At 49.3% G+C, this 13,320-nt stretch carries 9 protein-coding genes; all 9 read left to right on the top strand.

Translation table 11 applies throughout. From position 1 onward, the window contains the following. Positions 1–65: 65 nt before the first annotated feature. The gene (locus SAQUA_RS18580; protein WP_380678982.1) at positions 66–1,163 is read left to right on the top strand and encodes a cellulase family glycosylhydrolase; all 1,098 of its coding nucleotides are present in this window, start codon (positions 66–68) and stop codon (positions 1,161–1,163) included. 355 nt (positions 1,164–1,518) lie between these two features. After that, positions 1,519–2,937, top strand: a complete 1,419-nt coding sequence (locus tag SAQUA_RS18575; RefSeq protein WP_380678979.1) for a carbohydrate porin — start codon at positions 1,519–1,521, stop codon at positions 2,935–2,937. Positions 2,938–3,017: 80 nt separating this feature from the next. After that, complete coding sequence (locus SAQUA_RS18570; protein WP_380678976.1) at positions 3,018–4,301, top strand: extracellular solute-binding protein; 1,284 nt, start codon at positions 3,018–3,020, stop codon at positions 4,299–4,301. A 136-nt stretch (positions 4,302–4,437) separates the two neighbouring features. Next, positions 4,438–5,256, top strand: a complete 819-nt coding sequence (locus tag SAQUA_RS18565) for a carbohydrate ABC transporter permease (RefSeq protein ID WP_380678973.1) — start codon at positions 4,438–4,440, stop codon at positions 5,254–5,256. A gap of 1 nt (position 5,257) precedes the next feature. Then, positions 5,258–6,079, top strand: coding sequence for a carbohydrate ABC transporter permease (locus tag SAQUA_RS18560; RefSeq protein WP_380678970.1), 822 nt, complete (start codon positions 5,258–5,260; stop codon positions 6,077–6,079). 84 nt (positions 6,080–6,163) lie between these two features. Next, a complete protein-coding gene (locus SAQUA_RS18555; protein ID WP_380678967.1) occupies positions 6,164–7,264 on the top strand; it encodes an ABC transporter ATP-binding protein in 1,101 nt (366 codons plus the stop codon). A gap of 284 nt (positions 7,265–7,548) precedes the next feature. Next, on the top strand, positions 7,549–8,583 hold the full coding sequence (locus SAQUA_RS18550; RefSeq protein ID WP_380678964.1) for a family 43 glycosylhydrolase: 1,035 nt from the start codon (positions 7,549–7,551) through the stop codon (positions 8,581–8,583). A gap of 383 nt (positions 8,584–8,966) precedes the next feature. Then, entirely contained in the window at positions 8,967–10,058 is a 1,092-nt protein-coding gene (locus SAQUA_RS18545; RefSeq protein WP_380678961.1) for a LacI family DNA-binding transcriptional regulator, read from the top strand. A gap of 141 nt (positions 10,059–10,199) precedes the next feature. After that, positions 10,200–13,292: a beta-galactosidase gene (locus tag SAQUA_RS18540; RefSeq protein ID WP_380678958.1), complete on the top strand. Its 3,093-nt coding sequence runs from the start codon at positions 10,200–10,202 to the stop codon at positions 13,290–13,292. Positions 13,293–13,320 lie beyond the last annotated feature (28 nt).

The raw sequence follows: 13,320 nt of genomic DNA, 5'->3' as shown, positions 1-13,320 counted from the left end.
CTTCCTCTATTACTAATAAAAATTAGCTAATATTATTAATGACGGTATTGTTCTCAGGAGTAGTTATGCACCAACAGTGGAGTAAAGAGCAGGCAAATGACTGGTATCGGCAGCAGGGATGGATGTGCGGGTTTAACTACCTGCCGCGTTCAGCAGTGAACTGGACCGACATCTGGCAGGCTGAAACATTCAATACCCCTATTATTGACGAAGAACTGGGCTGGGCCGCACAGGTGGGTTACAACACCCTGCGCATCAACCTGCCTTTTATCGTCTGGCAACATGATCGCGTAGGGCTGTTAACGCGTATTGATACCTTCCTCGGGATTGCTGAAAACCATGGCATCCGAGTAATGCTGACGCTGATGGATGACTGCAGTTTTTCAGGTGATGAGCCTTATCTTGGCCCTCAAAAGGCTCCTATTCCAGGCAAGCATAATAGCCAGGCTGCGGCCAGTCCTGGGCGTGATAAGGTTTGCGATCAGAGTATCTGGCCAGAAATTGAAAGTTATATCCGCGATATCGTGAAGACATTCCGTGATGATAAACGCATCGTGGTATGGGACTTGTACAACGAGCCGGGCAACCGCGGCACCTTCGCCACCGGGATAACAGAAGTTCTGTATCACGAAAAGCTGGAAAAATTCGCGTTGGAGCTGATGACGCGAGCATTCGGTTGGGCGCGTGAGGAAAACCCGACACAACCTTTGACCGTTGGTGCATGGCACCTACCGCAGGACGAGGATCAACCTGATGAAGAGATTTTTCAGCATCCGATTGATCAGGCTGCTCTCAAACTATCGGACGTGGTCAGTTTCCATGCCTACATTGCCACATCCAAAATGGTTCGGGTGCTGCGCTATATGGAACAGTTTGGCCGCCCGATCTTCTGCACTGAATGGCTGGCACGCCATGTAGGTAGCAATTTTGAGGAACAACTCCCACTCATGCATGCATGCAATGTTGTGCCTTATCAATGGGGGTTAGTACGCGGTAAAACCCAAACCTTTATGCCATGGCCGGTGGTGTTACAGAAGCGTGAAGATTATGCCCATCTTTGGTTCCATGACGTTTTTGACGAGCATGGTATTCCTTTCCGTAAGACGGAAATGGAGCTTGTCACTCGCTTGAGTAAAGTTGGTTTACATCCACGAGCGGGATAATTAACGCCGCTTTAGTCATATCCAAAATCATTCAAGGTCCACCAGACCGTAACAGACTCAGTTTAAGCCATTGAAGTCAGTCAATGGCCTTTCTGGACGATAAATCTGTAGGGGCATATTTGCATTGCACCAGCATACAGGATGAGGTTCTGGAATGAGCTATACCAAAAAAATTCGAGTTGCTTGTAGGCGGCAAGCTTACGAGGCCCCAGGAGCATAGATAACTATGTGACTGGGGTGAGTAAGCGCAGCCAACACCCAAGCAACTTGAAGTATGAAGGGTATAACTGCCCACAACTACCCACCGTACCGTTTTTAAATGGTAACGGAAATAACTAAACAGAAAGGATATCTAATGGCCTCCTTGAAAGTATTACCGTTGGCTGCTTCAGCCTTGTTTTCCTTTGGTGCCATCGCAGCGAGCGATGATATGGTCTCTCGCAGTGAACTGAATAAAATAGTTGCCGCTGCAGTTGAGAAAGCCCTTAATGAAAGACAAGAGAAGCTAGAAGCTGCAATGGCTGATAAAAAGGCTGTAGAAGAGAAGCCGGTTTATGGCGAAGTTTCCGATCTTAAAGTTCAGCCTCAACCAAAAGAAAAATCAGATAAAGAAGATCCTAATAGAGTGGTGTTCTCAGGCTATGCACGCTATGGGGCTCATTATCAGGCGGATGACTTGAAATATGTTGGTGTTGATGGTTCTTTTAACGGTGCTTCATCGCTAGGGCGTTTAGGTAATGAAGGTAACGGGGGGGAATTCCAGGTTACCAAATTTTTCCGTAGCGAGCAGGGGGCTATCTGGGATGTGAACGTGATGATTGATCACTGGGGGGATGAGGTCAATCTGAAGAAAAGTTATGCAGGCGTGACACAGGTACTCGATTCTCAGCCAAATGCTTATATTTGGGCGGGGCGTGATTTCCATCAGCGCTTACAGCAGGGCATTAATGACTACATGGTGATGAATTATGATGGTCAGGGTGCTGGTATCAAAAATCTTGAATTAGGCTCGACCAAACTGGAGTTAGGGGTAGTCAGTGCGGTGGAATGGTGTGATCCACGTCTTGTAAGCGATAATAATAACCCCAATCCCTCACGTGTTACCTGTACCGGGGGCGGCGGTGTTGGTGATAGCGGGCATTATGCACTGACATCGAAGCTGTATAACATCGATTTAGGGGTTGCCGATCTTGAGTTGTATGGCAACTACGGTTTTGATTCAAAAGCGGTTGATAAAGATAAAAGGTTGAATGCCTGGCAGAGTGCGTTGGTGCTTGGGCGCGGTTGGGAACATGGTTATAACCGGCTGATAGTGCGTTACAGTAATCATGCTGATAATAGCGTTTATTGGAAAACAGAAGACCTGACGACTATTTTTGCCAGTGCAGAAGGGAGTGTTAATTTCTCTGAGAAAGCCTCTGTCGAGTATTTGCTGGCCTATCATGATTTCCATATTGATGGTAATGAAAAAGATAATAGAACTAATTACGGGGTTATTGTTCGCCCTATGTATTTTTGGAATGACGTTCATTCTACATGGTTTGAGACAGGATATCAGATCGTTGATTATTCAGAGGGTGGCAGGAATTCAGGTTGGAAAGCGACTCTTTCGCAAAATATCTCCATTGGTATGGGGCCAAGCTTCAGACCGATGTTGCGTTTCTATGTAACCGCAGGTGAGGTAGATAATAAGCGTAACAAAAACATCCTTAATAATGATGATACCCGGCTGAATGCTTTAAACGTTGGGGCAATGTGGGAAGCATGGTGGTAATAGCTAGGTGCTTTTTTGCAATCCCTATATGCCAAGTAAGTGAATTTATTTTTCTGATTTAATAAAAGGATAATGAAAAAATGAATAAATCAAAATTGTGGTTATTATTGACTGTGGGAACAATATTATCCCCGATAGTGATGGCACAGACCACGCTCCAATACTGGACACTGCTGAATGGTGGTGATGGCGCGCGTATGAAAACCTTGGTTGAGGGTTTTAATGCCAGCCAGGAGGAATACAAAATTGAAACAACCGTGTTGAACTGGGGGGAGCCTTTCTACACTAAATTGAAAACAGCGACCTCACTGGGCAGTGGCCCAGATATGGCGACTATTCATTTGTCCAAGATTTCCGGTTTTACGCAAACTAATGGCTTAGAACCCATCACGGTAGCAGCACTAAAAGGTGCTAACTATGACTCTAACAAAATTTTCCCATTGCTTTGGCAGCAAAGTACCGTCGAAGGTAAAAACTATGCCTTGCCGATTGATACCCATGCGCTAGTTCTCTACTACAACAAGGATATTGTCCGTAAAGCCGGTCTTTTGGATGAGCAGGGAAAACTTAAACCGATTGTCTCTTTAGAACAGTTCAACGCAGCACTTGAGAGTGTCAAACAAACCGGTGCCATCGGGCTTAGCATGGAAACTTCCCCCATGTCCTACATGCCTTATCGGCTATGGCTATCAATGATTCGCCAGCAAGGCGCGCAAACCATCCAGAACAACCAGTTCGTCTTCGGTGAAGCCGGTAAAAAAGCGATGGACGCCATGGCAAATTGGTACTCAAAGGGTTATGCCACCAAGGGATTGGATTACTCTTCCTCAACGACTGAATTCTTGACCGGGCATTCAGCCTTCATGCTTAACGGTGTGTGGGAGATCCCTTCGGTCATGGATAAGATGAATAACAAGCAGCAAGCTATGGATATTGGCGTTGCTCCGCTTCCTGCATTCTTTGATGGCAACCCAGCCGTCTGGGCTGACTCGCATGCTATCGCCATTCCAAATAACAAAGGGAAGCCGATCACGGCAGAGAAGATGCTGGGTATCGTGAAGTTTGCCACCTATGTCAACGAACATGCGCTTACCTGGGCCGAAGGTGGTCACATTCCTGCTTTTGAGCCAGCGGTGAACACTGAAGCATTTAAAGCGATGCCGCTGGTGAATGACTATGCCACCGCAACAGCAAGCCACATCGTCTATGAACCCGATGGTTGGTACAGTGGCGCAGCCGGTCCTCTACAGGCAACCGCTTCCAAGTATTTTCCAGCCGCGTTGACAGGCCAGCTTGCACCGGAAAAGGCCCTGCAAATGTTTGAGCGCGATGCGGGTAAATTTATGAACCGCCCCGCTCGCTAATACACTGCGTAGCGAAAGCCAGAGGGTTATAAGCGGCAGCTTTTTTAAACGGTGGTACTCAGGTATGCATAACCAAGACGGACAAAAAACAATCTCAGCTAGTGCAGGTAAGGCATTGATACCTTGGATGATGTTAATGCCATTTTTACTGGCATTCGTGCTCTTTTTTGTATTGCCTGCACTGCAGACATTGCAGCTCAGCTTTACCGATAGCGGCTTAACAGAAACACACGGTTATGTTGGGTTAGCCAACTATGTTGAACTGTTGCAGGATCCTGGTTTTTGGTATGCGATGTTGCATACTGGGTACTTCTCGCTGCTGACGGTGGTCCCACTCACGGCTCTAGGGTTGGTCATGGCAATGTTGATCAACCGCTTGAGCTACTTTGCCAGCACGGTGCAGGCTATTTTTTTCATTCCCAATATCTTGCCGATCGCCGTGATGGCAATGATCTCCAGCTGGATGTTACATCCAACCTTTGGGGTAGTGAACCTTGTTGCTGGTACCCAGATTGCGTGGTTTAACGATCCTGACTTTGCCATGCCGATGGTGGCACTTGCCACCATCTGGTGGACGGTTGGTTTCAACGTATTACTGTTCCTCGCAGCATTAAAAAATATTCCTCAAGATCTTTATGAAGCCGCGGGATTGGATGGTGCGACGCGCTGGGGAACATTTCGCTACATTACCTGGCGGCAATTACGTCCGGTTACCTTGATGGTATTTGGTTTGCAACTGGTTGCATCGTTGAAAATATTTGGTCAGACCTACCTGCTTACAGGGGGAGGGCCATTTGACAGTACGAAAGTCGTGCTCCATTACATGTATGAAACGGGATTCGTCAATCAAAATGCCGGTTATGCTTCGGCTATCGCGGTGACTTTCGTATTAATTATATTGCTGATCCTGTTACTGCAATCTTTGCTTAGCCGTTTTATGAATCGTCGGAGTTAAGATGAATATAAAGCTTAGTTCCCTGCTGGCCGCAATATTGACTCTGCTACTGTGCTTTCTTTGGAGCAGCCCACTGCTGTGGGCGTTCAGTACGGCATTGCGTTCAGAGGCACAAACTGTCTCCGGGTTACAATGGCTACCCGATCCTTCCACCGTTGAAGCGTTCGTCAATGTGTTGACCTTCGGGAGCTTACCCACATTCTTCATGAACAGCGTCGTCACCTCTTTAGCGATTACCGGTGTGACTTTGCTGATTACCGTGCTGGCGGCCTATAGCTTTTCGCAACTCAGATTCCGGGGCGCCAACCTGATTTTCTGGACCTGTATGTTCGGGATTATTTTTCCCTTTGAGGCGTTGGTCATTCCACTGTTTCGACAGATTTATCATATGGGGTTGGTTGACTCGCTCGGGGGGATCATTCTGCCGCAGATTGTCTCGCCTATGGTGCTTTTTGTATTCAAACGCTTCTTTGATCAGGTTCCCAAGGATTTTCGTGAAGCGGCGATCCTTGACGGTGCCAGCGAACTCCAGGTTCTATTGAAAGTATATATTCCACTTTCGAAGAATATTATTTATGCCATGGCAATTATTACCTTTATCGGTGCATGGAATAATTTCCTCTGGCCATTCCTTGTGATCAGCTCTACCGAGAATATGACGATCCCTATTGGCTTGACCCAATTGAATGACAGCTATGGAGTCAGATATGCACAGAATATGGCATCTGCGCTGATTGGTGGTATGCCAGTTGCGATTATTTATGTGCTTTTCCAAAAGAGGGTGGCTTCGGGTTTCCTCGCCGCGACTGGGCTGAAAGGTTAAATGAATGTTTGGGTTAGCTTGGTAACCTGAGCGGTTCCCCACGTTATTACAGCCTCATTGAGGTTGGTGAAAGAGATCAAGAGAATGTCTAGTGTAATATTGAACGATGTGAAGAAAATTTATCCCGACGGAAATCAAGTCATCCATAACGTTAATCTGAAAATTAACAAGGGGGAGTTTGTTGTATTTGTTGGTCCTTCCGGTTGTGGTAAGTCAACGCTGCTGCGGATGATCGCGGGGCTGGAAGAGATTACTGCTGGTGAGGTTCATATTGGCGACAAGCTGGCGAACAAGCTTGAAGCTGCAAAACGGGGAGTCGCGATGGTCTTCCAATCTTACGCGCTCTATCCGCACCTGACGGTAGAGGAAAACATGGGTTTTTCCTTGTTGTTCAATAAAACTTCCAAGAAAGAGATCGCCATTAAAGTTAATAAGGTGGCGGAAACCCTGCAATTGGCACATTTGCTGAAGCGCAAACCGGCAGAGCTTTCCGGCGGGCAGCGGCAGCGGGTAGCGATTGGCCGAGCCATCGTCCGTGAACCCGAGGTATTCCTGTTTGATGAGCCGCTTTCTAATCTTGACGCGTCGCTGAGAGGAAAAATGCGTACAGAGTTGGCGCGCTTGCATCAGAAATTGGGCACAACCATGATCTACGTCACCCATGACCAAGTAGAAGCCATGACCTTGGGCGATAGGATTGTGGTCTTCAATAAAGGATATATCGAGCAGGTTGGTTCCCCGGTTGCGCTCTATCAGCGTCCTGCTACCGAGTTTGTTGCGACTTTTCTGGGAACCCCAAGAATGAATATTCTAACAACCAGAGTAAACGCAGAAAAAGATCACGCATGGCATCTTGAGCTAGGGAATGACACTGCTATCCAGATTGCCAAGGCCAGGTTTGACTGTACTGGACATCAACAAATAAAGTTGGGTATTCGCCCGGAACACCTGACGGTAGTGGAGGAGAATAGCAGCGAAGGTCATCTTCGAGGCCACGTTTCGCTGGTAGAGAATCTCGGGGATTCAGCATTTTTGCATGTTCAATGTCCCGGAGTAGATCCCTTGCTGTTGGTAAAGATAAATACCGACTCCCGTATACCGGAATGCCATGAAGCCATTTCTTTGTCGATCGCGCTTGAGCATATTCACCTGTTTGACAAAGACGGTAAAACGCTACGTTGCTGACAACATATTCTAAATAATTCGAGTTGCATGACAAAAACGAGGTTGATGACAAAGTCGCCTTCTGACCCGAGATACCCGGGCCTAGCGCACCGAGGGGCGCTCCGACGGCTTACGCCGTTACGACCCCATCGGCACGCTCTCCCTAATAACGGGGTTTGTCAGCAGTCTGAAAAACGCAATGCGTTTTTGAACAGCGCTTGCGCTGGCCCCGGGCGGGCCGAGTAGTTGGACGCAGCCAACGCCCATGCAGCTTGAAGGGCTACGGGTATAAAGGATACATCCAGATGGAAAGGAATATGAAGCATCAGGTAACGCATTGGATGGGGATCTTTATTTTATTAATGATGGGAAATATCATGCCATTACAGGCCAATACGACGTTTACTAACCCTATCCTGAGTGATGGAGCAGATCCGTGGGTAGTACATCATAGTGATGGTTATTATTACTACACCCAAACCACGGCGAGCAATATCACACTATGGCGCACAACAGATTTGAGCGATCTGGATAATGCTGAACAGAAAGTAGTATGGATGCCTAAACCCAATAGTGTGAATAGCGAGCATGTCTGGGCACCTGAGTTACATTATCTGGATGGCCGTTGGTACATCTATTTTGCCGCGTCTGCAGGTGATATGACCAAGCAACGTATGTATGTACTGCAATCAGAAAATAGCGATCCGTTCAGTGATTATCATTATCCTGCGGCAACCCAGTCAGGAAAAATAGCGGATGCCAGTGATAAATGGGCTATTGATGGCACTATTTTCGAGTTTGCAGGAAAACGTTACTTTATCTGGTCGGGTTGGGAAGGCGATACTAATGAACAGCAGCGTCTTTATATCGCCAGAATGGCTACCCCGTGGCAATTAATTGGGGAACGCGTCGAATTATCCAGGCCAGAATTTGTGTGGGAACAGGTTGGAACACCACAGGTTAACGAAGCACCACAGGTGTTGTTAAATCCTAAAGGACAAGCGTTTATTGTTTACTCTGCCAGCGGAAGTTGGACAGATGATTATTGCCTTGGCTTGCTGCTTTTCAACGGCGGTGACCCGATGGTGGCGGCCAATTGGAGCAAGCATCCAACCCCAGTCTTTAGCAAGAATGAATCTGCCGATATCTATGGCCCAGGGCATAATGGCTTTTTTACCGATAATCTCGGTCAATCTTGGTTGATTTACCACGCTGCAAAATTCAAAGGCGCAGGGTGGGCGCGTGAAATCCATATGCAGCCTTTTGGCTGGCATGCCAATGGGCTTCCCTCTTTTGGGCTACCAATTGGTTCTCGTGTTCAACAAGATAAACCGAGTTAACTGGTTATAGGCCTAGGCTGTGTCCCTTAATTGCCCGCCAGCAGCGCTCGCGTCCAGTTAAGGGACACAGCCTGGTTTACTTATCCATGCAGCTACGGTGGTTTCTGCCCGCCGACCATGCCCCTTGCACCAATAACACCTACTTGGAAAGCTTCCTAACCTGCTATGATTGATATCCATTAGGCTGTGTCCCTTAACTGGCCCCAGCCCTGCGGGTCGCGCCCCAAAAGCCCATTCTCTGCGTTGTCGGGCTTGAACAGAGGGCCACTCTGCCCTTCGCCCTCCGCCTTGGTAATGGGCTTTTGGGTCTGCGACGGCACCACGGACAGCTAAGGGACACAGCCTAGCTTGATTTCTTGGAATTAATCGACGCGGGAAACTGTATGAAGCCTAAATCTGTCACGCTTAATGACGTCGCCGACTATGCCGGCGTGTCGTATCAAACTGTGTCACGGGTATTAAATCGTGCTGAACACGTTTCGGGTAAAACCCGCGCGAAGGTCGAGCAGGCAATGGCTGCGCTGAATTACGTACCAAACCGTGTCGCCCAGCAACTTGCGGGTAAACAGAGTTTTACGTTGGGGCTGGCAACCACCGAACTGGCACTGCATGCCCCTTCGCAAATTGCTTCGGCAATTAAAACCCAGGCTAACCAGATGGGATTTAACGTGGTGATTTCCATGGTAGAAGATCTCAGCGTCCAAGCCTGTCGCTCTTCGATAAACGAGCTGTTGTCGCAGCGGGTAGATGGCTTGTTGATTAATGTTTCTCTCAGTACTGAAGATTCCCAGGCTATTGTGCAAACTTGTGGCGAGGTGCCTGCGCTATTTTTGGACGTTGATCCCGATTGTGACGTATCCAGTATTCTGTTTGATCCGCATGAAGGTGCTCGTCAAGGGGTCGAACACGTCGTTGCTCTTGGGCATCGAGATATCGCACTGATTACCGGGCCGTTGGCCTCGATTTCGGCACGGTTACGCTATCAGGGGTGGCTGGCTACGCTAGCAGAACATCAGTTGAAGCCTTGTTCTGTGCTGCATGGTGATTGGAGTGCGGCTTCCGGCTACCAGTTGGCCGGGCAGATTTTAAGCTTGGCAAAACACCCTACGGCGATATTGGTTGCAAACGATCAGATGGCACTGGGCGTACTGCGAGCATTGCAGGAGTACGGGTTACAAATTCCGGCGCAAATGTCGGTAGTTGGCTATGATGATACCGAAGATAGCGCTTGCTATTACCCGCCGCTGACCACGATTAAGCAAGATTTTCGCATGTTGGGGCAGGAAAGCGTTAAACGCCTGGTCCAGTGTCTGGAAGGGCAGCATAAGTCTCAGGTTGGCTCTTTGCGCTTGGCGACTCGCTTGGTGCAAAGGCATACAACAGCGGCAGCGAGTCAAGAAAAGGTATCGTTGCAAAGTTTATCTCAGGAGTTGCTGCGTATCGCCCACCAAATCTCCGCGCTCGATGGAAAATAGCAGCCAAACTAAGGGATCGGTACCGGTCCCCGGCTGAATTTGTGACTGACCTCGCTTTCCCAAGGATATTTGCTTTACACCTCTGCGTATGTTGTTCATTTTATCATTAATTGTGAGCGCATAACATTTTAGGGGTGCAGTATGAATTCATCTCAACCAGGGCAATCACTCAGTGCTGTTTTATCTCGTCGAGACTGGGAAAATCCTGCCTGTACGCAATATCGTCGCCTGCCGGCACACCCGCCATTTCAAAGTTGGCGTAATGAGCAAGATGCCCGGGAAGATAAGGCTTCAACCCAGTCGATTTCATTAAATGGCAACTGGAAGTTTAGCTATTTTAGCCAGCCAGAGTTAGTCCCGGAGGCATGGCTACAGAGCGATCTGGACAGCGCGGATGAATTGCAGGTGCCGTCAAACTGGCAACTGGCAGGCTACGATGCACCCATTTATACCAATGTCACCTATCCGATCCCGGTTAATCCCCCATTTGTTCCTGCAGAAAACCCTACTGGATGTTACTCGCTCACATTTAATGTTGATGAATTGTGGTTAGCGCAGGGGCAAACCCGGATTATTTTCGATGGCGTTAATTCTGCCTTTTACCTGTGGTGCAATGGTAACTGGGTTGGCTATTCGCAAGACAGCCGTTTACCTGCTGAATTCGATCTCAGCGAGGTGTTGGTCCCAGGGGAAAACCGGCTGGCGGTGATGGTATTGCGCTGGTGCGACGGCAGTTATCTGGAAGATCAGGACATGTGGCGCATGAGCGGGATTTTCCGCGACGTCAGCCTGTTGCATAAACCCGCCACTCACCTGAGCGACATCCATATTACCACCCCATTGAGCGACAGTTTCCGCCGAGGGGAACTGGTGGTAGAGGTGCGAGCTCATCAGCCGCAACAGCACCGGGTGCAGGTGCAACTGTGGCGTAAAGATACCCTGATCGCCGAGAAAACTCAGGCCTTTGGCAGTGAGATTATTGATGAGCGCGGCGCTTATGATGAGCGCACTACCCTGCGCTTGCCGGTGGAGCAACCGGCCTTATGGAGTGCAGAGACGCCGGAACTGTATCGTGCAGTAGTCCTGTTGCTCTCGCCAACGGGGGAGTTGGTGGAGGCCGAGGCCTATGACGTGGGTTTCCGCCAGGTTGAAATCAGTAACGGTTTACTGAAGCTTAATGGCCAGCCGTTGTTGATCCGCGGCACCAACCGCCATGAGCATCATCCTGAACACGGCCAGGTGATGGATGAGGCCACCATGCGCCAGGATATCCTGCTGATGAAGCAGCATAACTTCAACGCCGTGCGCTGTTCCCACTATCCGAACCACCCACTGTGGTACAAGCTTTGCGATCGCTACGGTCTGTATGTGGTGGACGAAGCCAACATTGAAACCCACGGTATGCAACCGATGAACCGGCTTACCGATGATCCGCTTTGGCTGCACGCCATGAGCGAGCGGGTGACGCGTATGGTGCAACGCGACCGCAACCACGCCTGTATTATCATTTGGTCGCTGGGTAATGAATCCGGCCACGGCACCAACCATGATGCACTGTATCGCTGGGTGAAAAGCCAGGATCCTACCCGCCCGGTACAATATGAAGGCGGCGGTGCCAACTCGACGGCAACGGATATTATCTGCCCGATGTACGCACGAGTTGAACAGGATCAACCCTTTCCAGCGGTGCCAAAATGGTCGATCAAGAAGTGGATCGGTTTACCGGATGAACAGCGCCCGCTGATCCTTTGCGAATACGCCCACGCAATGGGTAACAGCTTTGGTGGTTTTGATCGCTATTGGCAGGCTTTCCGTAAACATCCACGGTTGCAGGGCGGCTTTGTCTGGGATTGGGTCGATCAGGCGTTGACGCGTATTGGTGATGACGGCCAATCTTACTGGGCCTATGGTGGCGACTTCGGCGATACGCCTAACGATCGCCAATTCTGTCTGAACGGATTGGTATTCCCCGATCGCAGTCCGCATCCGGCACTGTTTGAAGCGCAGCGCGCCCAACAATTTTTCCAGTTCCAGTTGCTGGAACAGCAGCCGTTAACGGTTGAAGTGAGCAGCGAATATTTGTTCCGTACCAGTGATAACGAACGGCTTTATTGGAACATCGCTTTAGACGGAAAAGCTATTGCGCAGGGCGAGGCTGAATTGTCCCTACCTGCACAGGGTACGCAGAAAATAGTACTGGGTGATATTCCCGAACTGAACGGTAGTGGCGAACTGTGGCTGAACGTCGAGGTTCGCCAAATGAAGGCGACGGCATGGTCTGAAGAACATCATCGCTGCGCCTGGGACCAGTGGCGTTTAGCGCGGTCATTAGCTTTGCCAACCGATAACAGTAATGTTCAGGCACAGCCACCTCGGTTGAGCGAGCGCAATGATGCCTTCAGTGTTGAATGGGGTACACAGCGCTGGTTGTTCAATCGGCAAACCGGTCTGCTTGAACAGTGGTGGCAGGATGAAAAAGCCTCTCTGTTGGCGCCGCTTCGCGATAACTTTACCCGAGCACCGCTGGATAATGATATTGGGGTAAGCGATGCCGCCCGTATCGATCCTAATGCGTGGGTAGAACGCTGGAAGAAGGCGGGGATGTATGCGTTAGAAACGCGCTTGCTGCAGTGCGAAGCCGATGCGATTTCGCAAGGTGTGCAGATCCGTACCACCCATGCCTATGCCTACCAAAACGACATCATGTTTATCAGCCGCAAGACCTATCTGATCGACCTCCGGGGTAAATTGCATATTGATGTCGATGTTGATGTGGCCCATGGTATTCCGGCACCAGCGCGTATTGGGCTGAGCTGCCAACTTGCGGATATTGCTGAACAGGCAACATGGCTGGGGTTAGGCCCCCACGAAAACTATCCTGACCGTCAGCTTTCTGCTCAGCTTGGACGCTGGACGTTACCGCTTTCTGAGCTCCATACGCCGTACATTTTCCCAACGGAGAATGGGCTGCGTTGTAATACTCGCCAACTGAGTTTTGGGCAGTGGCAGTGGCAGGGGAATTTCCACTTTGGCCTCAGCCGTTATAGCCAGCAGCAATTAGCCGATACCTCGCATAACCATTTGTTGCATGCGGAGCAAGGGGTTTGGGTCAATATCGATGGTTTCCATATGGGGGTCGGCGGCGATGACTCATGGAGCCCGAGCGTGAGCCCTGACTTTATCCTGGATGCTGAACACTATAACTATAAGTTGGTTTGGCAATACGGCGAATAACATTTAATCACTTTAGTTTTAGTTGTAT

The organism is Serratia aquatilis (assembly GCF_044865145.1).
GTDB classification, from domain to species: Bacteria; Pseudomonadota; Gammaproteobacteria; order Enterobacterales; family Enterobacteriaceae; genus Chania; species Chania aquatilis.
Note: the sequence above shows the minus strand (reverse complement) of the source record. Positions and strands in the feature narration are given on the sequence as shown.